The organism is Neobacillus bataviensis (genome assembly GCF_019969725.1).
Window position 1 is genome coordinate 20514 of record NZ_JAHXYW010000022.1, and the last position, 13350, is coordinate 33863.

14 protein-coding genes and 1 other annotated feature are annotated in these 13350 nt (G+C 41.6%); of the genes, 10 read left to right on the plus strand and 4 right to left on the minus strand.

Annotation, left to right across the window (positions count from 1 at the left end; genetic code table 11):
• Positions 1-110 precede the first annotated feature (110 nt).
• Together LC455_RS28995 and LC455_RS29000 are read left to right on the plus strand one after the other, a co-directional pair.
• Positions 111-881, plus strand: coding sequence for an ABC transporter ATP-binding protein (locus LC455_RS28995; protein ID WP_223596282.1), 771 nt, complete (start codon positions 111-113; stop codon positions 879-881).
• Positions 856-2760 (plus strand): FtsX-like permease family protein, encoded by a 1905-nt coding sequence (locus LC455_RS29000; protein WP_223596284.1) that lies wholly within the window; start codon positions 856-858, stop codon positions 2758-2760. The genes LC455_RS28995 and LC455_RS29000 overlap by 26 nt, the downstream gene beginning before the upstream one ends.
• A gap of 395 nt (positions 2761-3155) precedes the next feature.
• On the opposite strand, the gene LC455_RS29005 is transcribed toward LC455_RS29000, so the two are convergent.
• On the minus strand, positions 3156-4061 hold the full coding sequence (locus LC455_RS29005; protein WP_223596286.1) for a nuclease-related domain-containing protein: 906 nt from the start codon (positions 4059-4061) through the stop codon (positions 3156-3158).
• Between the two features lie 158 nt (positions 4062-4219).
• Between LC455_RS29005 and LC455_RS29010 the strand changes: the two genes are divergently transcribed.
• Genes LC455_RS29010 through LC455_RS29020 form a run of 3 tightly spaced genes read left to right on the plus strand, consistent with a single transcriptional unit; the run spans position 4220 to position 6785 of the window.
• The gene (locus LC455_RS29010) at positions 4220-5197 is read left to right on the plus strand and encodes an ABC transporter ATP-binding protein (RefSeq protein WP_223596288.1); all 978 of its coding nucleotides are present in this window, start codon (positions 4220-4222) and stop codon (positions 5195-5197) included.
• Entirely contained in the window at positions 5194-5997 is an 804-nt protein-coding gene (locus tag LC455_RS29015; RefSeq protein WP_223596290.1) for an ABC transporter permease, read from the plus strand. Before LC455_RS29010 ends, LC455_RS29015 begins: the two co-directional genes overlap by 4 nt.
• Positions 5998-6002: 5 nt before the next feature.
• The gene (locus LC455_RS29020; RefSeq protein ID WP_223596292.1) at positions 6003-6785 is read left to right on the plus strand and encodes an ABC transporter permease; all 783 of its coding nucleotides are present in this window, start codon (positions 6003-6005) and stop codon (positions 6783-6785) included.
• Between the two features lie 47 nt (positions 6786-6832).
• On the opposite strand, the gene LC455_RS29025 is transcribed toward LC455_RS29020, so the two are convergent.
• Positions 6833-7432: an undecaprenyl-diphosphatase gene (locus LC455_RS29025; protein ID WP_223596294.1), complete on the minus strand. Its 600-nt coding sequence runs from the start codon at positions 7430-7432 to the stop codon at positions 6833-6835.
• A gap of 219 nt (positions 7433-7651) precedes the next feature.
• On the opposite strand from LC455_RS29025, the gene LC455_RS29030 reads away from it, so the two are divergent.
• On the plus strand, positions 7652-8221 hold the full coding sequence (locus tag LC455_RS29030; RefSeq protein WP_223596295.1) for a TetR/AcrR family transcriptional regulator: 570 nt from the start codon (positions 7652-7654) through the stop codon (positions 8219-8221).
• 68 nt (positions 8222-8289) lie between these two features.
• On the opposite strand, the gene LC455_RS29035 is transcribed toward LC455_RS29030, so the two are convergent.
• A complete protein-coding gene (locus LC455_RS29035) occupies positions 8290-8556 on the minus strand; it encodes a hypothetical protein (protein WP_223596297.1) in 267 nt (88 codons plus the stop codon).
• A 134-nt stretch (positions 8557-8690) separates the two neighbouring features.
• Positions 8691-8942 carry an alpha/beta-type small acid-soluble spore protein gene (locus LC455_RS29040; protein ID WP_223596299.1) on the minus strand — a complete coding sequence of 84 codons (252 nt, stop codon included), beginning with the start codon at positions 8940-8942 and terminating at the stop codon, positions 8691-8693.
• A 103-nt stretch (positions 8943-9045) separates the two neighbouring features.
• Positions 9046-9260 (plus strand) — a binding site (T-box leader).
• 52 nt (positions 9261-9312) lie between these two features.
• On the opposite strand from LC455_RS29040, the gene argS reads away from it, so the two are divergent.
• The 4 genes from argS (at position 9313) to LC455_RS29060 (ending at position 13318) form a co-directional block, all read left to right on the plus strand.
• Positions 9313-11007: an arginine--tRNA ligase gene (argS, locus tag LC455_RS29045; protein WP_223596301.1), complete on the plus strand. Its 1695-nt coding sequence runs from the start codon at positions 9313-9315 to the stop codon at positions 11005-11007.
• Positions 11008-11076: 69 nt separating this feature from the next.
• Positions 11077-11544, plus strand: a complete 468-nt coding sequence (locus LC455_RS29050; protein WP_223596303.1) for a DinB family protein — start codon at positions 11077-11079, stop codon at positions 11542-11544.
• A gap of 71 nt (positions 11545-11615) precedes the next feature.
• Complete coding sequence (locus LC455_RS29055; RefSeq protein WP_223596305.1) at positions 11616-12800, plus strand: MFS transporter; 1185 nt, start codon at positions 11616-11618, stop codon at positions 12798-12800.
• A 26-nt stretch (positions 12801-12826) separates the two neighbouring features.
• On the plus strand, positions 12827-13318 hold the full coding sequence (locus LC455_RS29060) for a methylated-DNA--[protein]-cysteine S-methyltransferase (RefSeq protein WP_223596307.1): 492 nt from the start codon (positions 12827-12829) through the stop codon (positions 13316-13318).
• The last annotated feature ends 32 nt before the right edge of the window (positions 13319-13350 follow it).

A 13350-nucleotide genomic window follows, 5' to 3' on the forward strand; every position in this document is an offset into this window, starting at 1 on the left:
GGACACTATTGTTTTCTTACTTATTTGTAAGGTAACTGTAAGTTAAGGAAATGGGAGATGGGCGGGTTTCTCGCTACAATTGGGTTATCAATAATACAGGGAGTGAGATCATGTCCATCTTGGAAGTGAGACATTTAGAAAAGATATATGAGGGGAAGGTCGCCCATAAGGCTTTAGACAATATCAATTTTTCGATTGAAAAAGGGGAATTTGTTGGGATTATGGGACCGTCCGGAAGTGGGAAAACGACTCTCTTAAACTTAATTGCAACGATCGACCGGCCAACCGCCGGTGAAATATTTATCAATGGGAAAAATCCACATGTGTTAAATCGAAAAGAAACGGCGTTATTCAGACGACATGAGTTGGGTTTTGTCTTTCAGCATTTTAACCTGCTGGATACGCTAACGGTGGAGGAAAACATTGTCCTGCCGTTAACCCTTGATGGCGAAAGCGTAAAAGAGATGGATAAAAAACTGCAATATGTGACCAAAAAACTAGGGATTGATTCCATTTTAAAAAAGAGAACCTATGAAATCTCCGGCGGACAAATGCAGCGAACCGCGATTGCGCGCTCTATCATTCACAGCCCATCTCTCATTTTGGCCGATGAACCGACGGGGAACCTGGATTCAAAGGCCTCTAAGGATGTCATGGAGACATTTACAGCTATAAATAAAGAGGAAAAAGCAACAGCACTAATGGTAACACACGATCCGTTTGCTGCCAGCTATTGCCACCGCGTCATTTTTATTAAGGACGGAAAGCTCTATAACGAAATCTACCGCGGTGAGAACCGCCAAGCCTTTTTCCAAAAAATCATGGACATGCTTGCCTTGTTAGGAGGGGAAAGCCGTGACCTTTCCGCAGTTCGCTTATAGAAATGTCGTCCGTAATAAACGGACCTATGCCGCTTATTTTTTAAGCAGCGCCTTTTCCGTACTGGTTTTCTTTGTATACGCGCTATTCATCTTCCATCCGGATATTAAACAGGGTGTGACGAAAACTGCGGCCATCCAATTAATGACAGCTGCGGAAGTGATTATGTATGTTTTTTCCTTCCTCTTTGTTCTCTATTCTGTCAGCACGTTTCTCAAATCTCGGAAACGAGAATTCGGTATTCTCATGATGCATGGAATGACAAGGAACCAATTGAACCTTATGGTGTTTTTAGAAAATATGCTGATTGGTATTGGTGCCATTGTGGTTGGAATTGGTTTGGGGTTAATCACTGGAAAACTATTTTTAATGATAGGGGCGAAGATGATTGGCATCGGTCCGCTGCGATTCTATTTTTCTGAAAAAGCATTGCTGCTGACAACCTGTGCTTTTATCATTCTCTTCTTCTGTATTTCGTTATTCACAACAGCACTTGTAAGAGTAAACAAATTAATCGATTTATTCCAAGCGGGGGAGAAGCCTAAAACAGAGCCAAAGGTATCACCGTTCTTATCATTGCTCTCAGCCGTATTGCTTATTGCCAGTTATTATTTGTCTGCCACTACTACCCTGCAGACATTGATTTTCCGGATGTTTCCCGTAATTGGAATGACCATTGTCGGAACGTATTTCTTTTACACCCAGCTATCCGTGTTCATTACCAAATTACTACAGAAAAACCGCGGACTGTTTTGGAGAAAAACAAATATGATCACCATTTCTTCTCTTCGGTATCGCTTGAAAGATAATGCCAGGATGTTTTTTATGGTGACCATTGTGTCAACCGTAGCTTTTTGTGCCGTTGGGACACTTGCTTCTATGAATGTGATGAATAGGCAAGTGAAACAGGACTATCCGGCAGAAATCAGTTATCTAGCTAATGATGACCAACCTGTTCACCAGCAGAATTTAGTGCAAATTGAGACGGAGCTAAAGGAAAGAAAGCTAGAATATACATCCCATCAAGTTCCGATAAAATATATTGCTGTTGCATCATCTACCGATCGATTTACACCAAAGGAAATACCAGTTGTTTCCTTCTCGGACTATAAGAAAATAATGTCTTGGGCTGGAAATGCTTTTAAGGAAAAACGTCTTGTCGGAAAAGAAGTGCTAGGAATGCGGACGGGATCCTTTAGTAACCCGGAAAAAGTGACGTATACATTAAAACAAGATCATATTAAGCTTCGTCAAAGCAAGATGTCCAAATATGTTGTCCTTCCGATGCAGTTAATTTTTTCTGAGGGTCTCGTTATTAGTGATGAACTTTTTGAAAAAGTAACTCCGGAAAAAACTAAAGTATATACTAGCTTTTACACTAGTGACCTTAAGAAAACATCCGGCATTGGTGATAATCTCGTCGAGCATGGCATGAAGTTTTATTCTGATAAAGTCCCTTACTCGATGACAGTCAGCGGGACTGTATATGAAAATCAAATGAGTATGTATAAGATGATGCTATTCGTTGCGTTACTGATTGGGGCTGTCTTCTTTATTGCGGCAGGAAGCTTCCTATATTTCCGCTTGTATGCGGATTTGGATTACGACAGACGCCATTATTTAACGATTACAAAGGTTGGGTTGACCGATCAAGAGCTGAACAAAATTGTAACCCGTCAGCTATCACTGCTTTTCTTCGTTCCTATCTTAGTAGCCTTCGTGCATAGTGTCTTTGCTTTCATGGCCCTGCAAAGCTTATTCTCCTTATCGATTGCAAAAGAGATTGTCATTGTCCTAGCAAGTTTCTTAATCGCACAATTCATTTATTTCTTCTGTATTCGTTTTCGTTATTTACGAAACTTGAAGAAAACGTTGGTTTAGCAAATACACCGTTCAGACTTCCTGAACGGTGTATTCATATTCATTTAATCAAAATTTTTAGGTGATTTGGTTGAGGTTTACCATGTTTTATTACTAATTCAAGCGAAATGTCCCATAGAATGGCTCTATGAGACAAAACAGAAATGGAATTCAAGCGAAATGTCCCATAGAATGGCTCTATGAGACAAAACAGAAATGAAATTCAAGCGAAATGTCCCATAGAATGGCCCTATGGGACAAAACAGAAATGGAATTCAAGCGAAATGTCCCATAGAAGGGCTCTATGGGACAAAACAGAAACGAAATCAAAGTGAAATGTCCCATAGGGGAGTTCAAGAGGACAAAACATGCAAAGGCCCTGACTTAAATTATCCTATACATTACCATATTGCCTTTTATTCATATAGAGCCCATCGACGATCGCCAATAATTTTGAAATTTTTCCCAAGAATTCTGCTAATTCGTTTCCTTGACTCAAAAACTTGGCACCAATCTAAAACCGCATTAGTCGTAATTTTCATCTCCGGAAATAGAAGCCTTAACTCCTCAACACACCTCAATACCGCGGCTTCAACCAGCTCTTCGTGGCCACACTCACTACACACACACTTATGACCACGAACAAAAATTAAAAAGGAATGGCACAATGCACAAGTAACACCTTTTCGCATCCGATGATAATCATAAGGCGGCAGCCTTGGATATGGAGGCTCTTCAATATGTAGAGAAATTAATTTGTCAGCCAGCTTCTCATGCTTTCCGGTTAATCTTGATGGTATCGTATCCAAATTTCTCAAATAGCTATTAACCTTTGTTGGTAAAATAATGGGCTCGTGTCGAGGGGCTTGGTATAAGGTAAACTCGGGATTGATATGAACAACCCATGGTTCGATAGGTATATAAAGTCCAAGACTTTGGAGTAATTGGCGGAGTAAAGATGAGCTTCGTTGCAACTGAATCAGTGGATCCTTTCGTTCAGTGCCATTAATAGAATAAAACTTTTCGTTTTCATAGTAATATTCACCCTCAAAGTTTTTCACTTCGTTCATTAAAATCTTTGGCTGCGAAATAATCATTGAATCAATTTGGAACTTGGTATCGTGGATCTTAAGCAGCAGCCCATTTAAAATAAAACATTCGCACCCAAGCTTTTCCGTCAATGAATTAAACTTCACCTCGCCTTCATAGCCTTTTTTAAGGCTTAAATATTTGTGCTTGGCATCCATAGGTAAATCCATTCTCGTGTTTAAAATGCCAAAAATAATGAATTCAGCTGTTTTCGTAAGGGGCTTTTTAACCATATGCCACATCCTTTCACAAACATTTTATAAAAAAGTAATACCACACATCGTCCAAAATCATGAATATTTTATTACAATTTAGAAAATTCTTGACATAAATGAGAACCGAATGTTATTATTTTCCTCCGCGACAAAAATACAAGGAGGCGAATTCAAAGTTGATCGAATTAAAAGGCATAAGCAAGTCCTATAAAGTCGCTAAGCGCCAAACGGGACTCCGGCAGGCAGTAAAAGCCCTTTTCCACCGGGAACACACCATTGTCGAAGCGCTTAAAAACGTCTCATTTACCATAAACCCGGGTGAAATCGTCGGCTATATCGGTCCAAATGGGGCGGGCAAATCAACTACCATTAAAATTATGAGCGGGATATTGGTGCCTGATACCGGGACCTGCACGATAATGGGGTACACTCCTTGGAAAGATAGAACCAAGTATGTAAAAAATATCGGCGTCGTCTTTGGTCAGCGATCACAGCTATGGTGGGACGTTCCGGTAATAGACTCGTTTGAACTCCTTAAAGATATTTATAATGTTCCGCAGCAAGAATATAAAACTACCACAGACCTGATTATCGAAACGCTTGAACTGCAAGAAATCATCTATTCACCCGTCCGCCAATTAAGCCTTGGGCAACGGATGCGCTGTGAAATTGCGGCTTCCCTCATACATAATCCAAACATCCTATTTTTAGACGAACCAACCATTGGGCTGGATGCTGTTTCAAAAATCGCGGTCCGCCAATTCATCAAAACGATAAATCAAGAAAAAGGAGTAACCGTGATCCTCACCACCCACGATATGAATGATATAGAGGCGCTTGCAGAAAGGGTAATCCTAATCGGAAAAGGGAGCCTTTTGTACGACGGCCAATTAGAAGAATTAAGAAAGAGGTTTGGCACCAAAAAAACAATTACAGCGGAATATAAACAAAGGGCAAATCCGATTCAAATACCAGGAGCATCCGTTCTTTCATGGTCACCGGAGCGCGCAGTATTAAGTGTAGACACAGCTAACTTTAAAACATCGGATATTATCACTCATTTAACCACCCAAGTAGACCTGGTAGATGTCACAATCGAAACACAGCCTATTGAGGATATCATCGTGCAGCTTTATAAGGAGTATCAAATATGAGGGTATATCTATCCGTGTTGAAGCTTCGTCTCCTTAATGGCATGCAGTACCGGGCGGCTGCACTTGCTGGAGTGGCCACACAATTTTTCTGGGGATCCATGATCATTATGGTGTTTCAAGCATTTTACCAAAACGCCGCTGATACTCAACCGATTTCCTTAAAAGAACTAATCACCTACATATGGCTGCAGCAGGCATTTCTGGTTTTCGTTACCGTGTGGTTTCGCGATAGTGAGCTGTTTGATTTAATCACGAGCGGCAATATCGCTTACGAGCTTTGCCGTCCATGTGAGCTATATGGATTTTGGTTTGCCAAACTGTTGGCGCAGCGGTTATCAAGCGCCATACTGCGTTGTTTCCCGATCTTAATCGTTTCGTTCTTTTTGCCAAAGCCCTACAACATGACTTTTCCACCAAGTTTATCTGCTTTTCTATTATTCTTAAGCTCCCTAATGCTAGGGTTACTGCTTCTGGTAGCCATCTCCATGTTTCTGTACATTTCCGTATTTATAACCATGTCCCCTATGGGGTCGCTGTTGATCTTTGGTATCCTCGGTGAATTTTTTGCGGGTTTAATTATTCCGGTTCCGTTAATGCCATCGTGGCTGCAGAATATAGCTAATGTGCTTCCGTTCCGCTGGACGGCTGATTTTCCGTTCAGGGTTTACTCAGGGCATATTCCACCAAAAGAAGCCCTCATCGGCATTGTTATTCAACTGGTGTATTTGCTAGTTCTTGTTTGGCTGGGAAGAATCAGCATGAATCGTGTTTTACGAAAAGTCGTCGTCCAAGGAGGGTGACCAATATGAAATTATATTTCAAGTACCTTCAAATTCTCTTTAAATCACAGATGCAATACCGCACATCCTTTTGGCTCCTCACGGCTGGCCAGTTTTTTATTCCTTTTGCCGTCTTTGCCGGGCTTTACCTCTTGTTTGAACGGTTCGGGCAAATAAAAGGCTGGCAGTTTTTTGAGGTGGCGCTTTGCTTCGCCGTCATTCATATGTCCTTCAGTTTGAGTGAATGTTTTGCCAGAGGGTATGATATGTTTTCAAGCCTTGTCGTCAGAGGGGATTTTGACCGGATTCTAGTTCGGCCGAGAAGTACATTTATCCAGGTGCTTGGATCAAAATTTGAGTTTACGAAAGCGGGGCGGCTGCTTCAAAGCGCCCTTGTATTAATCTGGGCCTTGAGCAAACTTTCCATTGAGTGGACCCCGATTAAAGCTATTACCCTTGTGCTAATGGTAACAAGTGGTGTTTTTATTTTTACCGGAATCTATATACTTGCCGCTACAATGTGTTTTTGGACTGTGCAGGGCCTTGAAGTGGCGAATATATTTACTGATGGCGGCCGGGAAATGGCTCAATATCCATTAAACATCTATCAAAAATGGGTGACCCGCTTTTTTACCTTTGTGATTCCTTTTGGTACCGTCAACTATTTGCCGTTACTCTATTTGCTTGGAAAAAATAACGGCGATGACCTTCTGTATTTACTCACACCAGTGTTGGGAAGCTTATTTTTCCTTCCATGCTTGCTCGTCTGGCAAATTGGTGTAAGACACTATCGTTCAACAGGATCGTAATCTCAGGGGGAAAGGAGAAACCCACAGGCAAAATTATGACCGTGGGTTTAAAGACTTTTGGACTTATCCTTAATAGGTAAAAAGCGTTTTTCGATATCCTCATAAAACACTAGAAATCGATCTATGATGTAAAGCCTAGGCATGACCCGGTGTACCAATAGTGCAGATATTATTCCTAAAAGGGCGCCAGCAGCCACATCGGCAGGGTAATGAACGCCAACCCAGATACGGGATACACCAACACAGACTGGGATGACAAGCCAAAACCACCAGCCATTTTTCCGAACAATCCAAAAGGAGATAAAAATGGAAAAAAATAAGATTGTATGATCACTGGGGAATGAATTATCAACAGCATGTTCCACTAGCTTATTAACATGCGGCAGTGCGGCAAAGGGCTGGTGATGCGAATAAAACTGGCCCGCAGCTTTTCCAAGGATTTCAGCAAGTGCACAGGCAAAAAGTGACTGGATAACCATCCTTCGATTTTTGGTTGTTCTTGAGAACCAAAATAGGACAATAATTAAGCATAAAAAATACAACATATATTCTGCCATAAAAATCACCATAGGGTTCAAGGCGGGAAATTGTGAACCCAAATCATTGATCGAGAGAAAAACATCAATATTTATTTTGGAAAATGCCATAACCAACCTCCGATATTTTTGATACATTTATTGTAAAAAGAGCCGAGGCCCCGATGCCATGCAATAAGATTACACTTACTTACAAACTTGTAAGCTTTTTAAGCATGGCGAATGGGTCTGTTTTTTTGCTTCCAGTTGAATCCCAAATTTAGCTATGTTATAGTGAAAATATATATTTGACTGAAAAACTAAATTGGTCAAAGGGGCAGGTGTTCGAAAATGGCACTCGATCGGAGAAAAATGATTGTCGAAGCAGCAACGAAATCTTTTTCGTTGTTCGGCTATAAGGCCACGACTATGGACCAAGTCGCAAAGCTCGCGAATGTTGGGAAAGGAACCATTTATACGTTTTTTAAAAATAAAGAAGAGTTGTTTGAAGAGATCATTTCTTCATTGGTGAAGGAAATGATTGCGGAGGCGGAGTTTGTGATTCAACCGGATTTGCCGTTTACGGAAAATGTTCACCGGGCGCTCTATCGCCTCTTAGAATTCCGCTCTCAGCACCAGCTGATGATTAAGCTTGTTCAAGAAGAGAAGGAAATGGGGACTTTAGCGGTTTCGGAAAAGCTCCAGCATGTCGAAAATGAAATAATCGAGTATCTTAAGGGGAAAATGGAAGCCGCGATAACGAAGGGAGCGATTCCGGCAGCAAACACCGAAATCACGAGCTTTCTGCTTTTAAAAATGTATATCGCACTTGTTTCAGACTGGGAAAGGAATCATGACCCTCTAAGCTCAGAACAAATCGCCGAAGTGATGAAGGTATTTTTATTAAAAGAATTAGTGTAAATTTGGTAAAAATGTCTAAATGAACAAGGCAACAAAAAAAGACTCGTGCAAGCACACAAGTCTTTTTTTTAATGATAAAAATTCCGTGAGGACACCGCAAATTGTGGTTCCTCTTTACTTTTAATCGTATATTCTTCCATTAAACTTATAAATGTTCCGAAAAGGTAATTCACCACAGCGCCTAATAGGATGCCGAATCCTAGCGCAGTAAAGAAAAATGAATTGAAACCGCTTCCAAATTGTCCGAGCAATATAAGAATAATCCCTAATCCACTGCCATAGATAGCAATCTTTTTGAAGGTAAATAAGCTTTTTAAATGTTTGATTTGCATCACGATTCACTCCCCTTTACTGAATATTCTACCAATTGTCACAGAATTGTCAAACTTTTTGTCACAAAATCGTCAAACTTTTTTGAAACTTCCTATTGAAAAAAATTGAGGCCAGCAAAACTGGCCCCATTTCCATCTTATTTTTTTGCTAAATTCTGCTGTGCCATTTTCACGAGTTCGCGAACCATGCTGCCGCCAAGCCTGCCGCCGACTTTTCCAGCCTGCTCGGAGGTGAGCTGGCCGTTGTATCCTTTTTGGAGCGGGACGCCTACCTCTTCTGCGGCTTCAAATTTTGCATCCTCAGGGCTGCTGGCTTGTGCGACCTTCGCTTTTAACTCATCCAATCCTCTTCTGGCTTCTGGAACAAGAATTTTATTTCTTCTGGCCATAAAAATCCCTCCTTATCCCTTAGGATTTCCATTGTGAAAAAAATAATCAGCGGCCTATGGATAAATCCTAATTTATCCAGTATAATAACTGATAATCAATTCGGAAAAATCAATGAAAAAGAGAGTAGTTATCTAGGAAGTGATAGCGAGTCAGGGACGGTGGGAGCCTGATACGGAGCAGATAATGAAGCGCACTTTTGAGATGCTTGCCTGAAACTGAGTAGGGTACGCCGGAGAATCCTCCGTTACAAAGGGAAAGCTGGTTCATATTGAACAATTAGAGTGGTACCGCGGGATATTCAAACTCTCGTCTCTTTTTTATAAGAGGCGGGGGTTTTTTGTTTATATAGAAAAAAGGAGGTCAAAAACGATGAATTTTAAGAAGGAACTCGCTGAAATACTTTTTGAGGTACTGGAAGGGGCAATCTCGCTCCATGATCTTGAACTGCTGATTGAAAAACCGAAAAACCAAGCGCACGGTGACTTGGCTTTTCCAGTTTTTCGCCTCGCAAAAATAAAACGTAAATCGCCAAATGTGATTGCGCAGGAACTCCGTGAACAGATCCAATCACCGACCTTTGAAAAAGTAGAAGTGGTCGGCGCGTATCTGAATTTATTTTTAAACAAAAAGCTTGTTTCGGAAAAGGTCGTCAATGCAATCATTAACGAAAAGGATCAATTCGCATCACAAAACATTGGCAATGGAGGTAATGTCACAATCGACATGTCGTCACCTAATATTGCCAAGCCATTTTCAATGGGACATCTCCGTTCCACGGTTATTGGGAATGCCATCGCTCTAATTATCGAAAAATGCGGCTATAAGCCAATTAAGATTAACCATCTCGGTGACTGGGGAACGCAGTTTGGTAAATTGATTACTGCCTATAAGCTATGGGGAGACGAAGAGAAGGTTAAACAAAACCCAATCAAAGAACTTTTGGCGCTTTATATCAAGTTCCATGAGGAAGCTGAATCCAGCCCATCGCTTGAAGTTGATGGACGTGCCTGGTTTAAAAAGCTAGAAGATGGCAATGAAGAAGCATTAACACTCTGGCAATGGTTCCGCGATGAGTCATTAAAAGAGTTTTCAAAAATTTATCAGTTAATGAACGTTGAATTTGATTCTTACGCAGGAGAAGCTTTTTATAATGATAAAATGGACCGGGTTGTCCAACTGCTCGAAGAGAAGCAGTTGCTGGTCGAATCCGACCAGGCGCAGGTCGTGGAGTTACTTGAAGACGAGCTGCCGCCGTGCCTGATTAAAAAATCTGACGGAGCCACGCTTTATGCGACCCGTGATTTAGCCGCCGCCCTTTACCGTAAGGAAAACTATAACTTTGCCAAGTCTCTTTATGTGGTTGGGCATGAGCAAAGCCTTCACTTTAAACAGTTAATCGCTGTGTTGACGAAAATGGGTTATGACTGGGCTAAGAAAATGGTGCATGTTCCGTTTGGCATGATGCTGAAGGACGGAAAGAAAATGTCAACTCGTAAGGGCAAGGTTGTTTTACTAGAAGAAGTGTTAAATGAATCGATTGCAATGGCTCGACATAATATCGAGGAGAAAAATCCAAACCTGCCCAACAAGGATGAAGTAGCGAAACAGGTGGGTGTCGGGGCCGTTATTTTCCATGATTTAAAAAATAATCGTATGAACGATATTGAATTTTCGTTGGAGGAAATGCTCCGCTTTGAAGGGGAAACAGGACCATACGTCCAGTACACCTATGCACGTGCCTGTTCGATCTTGCGAAAAGGAAAGTGGGAGGCGGTTGTCTCGGACCATGCCTACAGCACTTCATGGGAAAAGGAATGGAAGGTTATCAGCCTGTTAATGGAATTCTCTAATGCCATTAAACGTGCAAGTGAGAACTTCGATCCTTCGCAGGTGGCAAAATATGTGGTAGACCTGGCACAAGCCTTCAACAAATACTATGCGGAGGTAAAGGTGCTAGAAGAAAGTGAAGAGCAAGAAGCACGTTTAGCCCTTGTTTACTCGGTAACAGTTGTCCTGAAAGAAGGATTGAGATTATTAGGCGTTCAAGCCCCTGATGAAATGTAAATACATTTTACTTCATAATTGGTTGATTATGGTATAAAATAGTGATGAAAACGTTAGGAGGGCTAAATAGTGAGTGAATTACTTTTTAAAAGCTTTGAATTCGCAAGGAACTACTTTTTAAAAAATGTTGATGCTCTTGATGAGTCCATTGTGGATGTTCAGCCGGCAGGCTTTAACAACACGATCCACTGGCATGTGGGCCATGCGTTAACGGTGGCGGAGCAATTCTTATTTGGCTTTCCAAAAAAATCAACGAATTTACCGGCAAATTATATGGAACTGTTTGCTACTGGTACAAAACCGGCTGATTGGAACGGTGATGTTCCATCTGTAAAAGAATTATCAGTACAGTTGAAAGAGCAAATCCAACGAGTGAAAGAAATCCCTGCTGAGAGTTTTAGTGAAAAGCTGAAAACACCGTTTCTCGGGTTAGAAACCTTCGGGGAGGTCGCGCATTTTGGAATCTTCCACGAGGCGGCTCATTTAGGGCAAATCCAAGCGATGAAACGCGTGATTGAATCAGCGCAGGAAAAATAACAAATGATAAATGAAAGTTCGTTTCTACCAAATTGGTAGAAACGATTTTTCATTTTCAAGAGAGGAAGTTTATGGCTAACCAACAGATGAAAGAAAGACCAAAGGAAAGGATTTGGACAAGGGATTTTGTTCTGATTGTATTGGCGAACTTTTTTGTATTTATTGGATTTCAAATGACCCTTCCGACCATCCCCTTATTCGTTGAGGAATTAGGGGGGAACGATCAATTAATTGGGATTGTGGTGGGCATTTTTACCTTTTCATCCTTGTTGCTGCGTCCCTATGCAGGAAAAACGCTGGAGACACGGGGAAGAGGCTTTGTATTTTTAATGGGATTAGCCATTTTTGTTATTTCAGTGGGCTCCTTTGGATTTATGACGAGCATTATCTTCTTATTTTTGATGAGGGTGGTACAAGGAGTGGGCTGGGGATTTTCCACTACAGCATCCGGAACCATCGCGACCGATTTAATTCCTGCTGCCAGAAGGGGCGAGGGAATGGGCTATTATGGACTCTCAGGGAACTTGGCCTTGGCCTTTGGCCCATCGCTAGGGCTTGCACTGACGAGCATCATCTCTTTTAAGCAATTATTCCTTCTTTGCGCGGGTTTAGGTTTGGTGGCGTTGCTGCTATCTTCAAAAATCCGTTATAAAAAGGTGGAACGAATTCAGGCACCAGCAAAGTTGAATCTTTATGAAAAAAGTGCTTTAAAGCCCTCCATGCTATTGTTCTTTCTGACTGTAACCTTTGGCGGGATAGCTACTTTTCTTCCGTTATATACGGCTGAAAAGCAAATCGAAGGACTACAATGGTACTTCTTGCTTTATGCAGCTGCCTTAATGGTCACGAGAACCTTCTCAGGACAGCTGTATGATCGGAAAGGCCATCAAGCAGTCTATATTCCGGGCACATTATTAATCATGCTGGCAATGGTGCTGCTCGCCTGGCTGCCAAACAGCCTTGTCTTATATCTAGCAGCCATTCTGTATGGGCTTGGCTTTGGAACGGTGCAGCCAGCCCTGCAGGCATGGTCGATTGAAAAGGCGCCTCTAAATCGCCGTGGAATGGCCAATGCCACCTTCTTTTCTTTTTTTGACTTAGGTATCGGTTTCGGAGCGATTGTATTCGGGCAAATTGGGCACCTGCTTGGATACAGCAGTATCTACAAAGCGGCAGCGCTATCGGTCTTTATTTCGATGCTGCTTTATTTCTTTTTTATTTATAAAGAGCGTCGGGGTCTTACCCAGCAAGGATAAATGTTTCAAGATTAGGAGAGGTTTTTATGAGAATAGGGTTTGCCGCTTACCAGGCCCCCTTTGGAAAAATAAGAGTCATTGCAGATGAAACAGGTATAAAACGAGTCGAGCTATTTGAAGAAGACTGGGAAAAGTACTTAGCAGAACATCCATATATTCAAGAAGATATGGAGCTTTGCGGGGAAGCCATTCGTCAATTAGATGAATACTTCTGCGGAACAAGAAAAGAGTTTGATTTGCCGCTTTCGGTAGAAGGAACCGATTTTCGGAAAAAGGTTTGGAATGCTCTCCAAACAATTCCTTACGGTGAAGTGAGAAGCTATGCGGATGTGGCTGAAATGATCGGCAATCCAAAAGCAGTCAGAGCGGTCGGCCAGGCAAATCGGAATAATCAAATACCCATTATTATTCCTTGCCACCGTGTGATAGGGAAGAGTGGTAATTTGGTTGGATATGCCGGAAGCCATACTCCAATTCAAAAAATGCTCCTAGACACTGAAGTCAATGCCACAAAATAAGCTTCCATTTTGAATAGAACCAGAGTGCATGG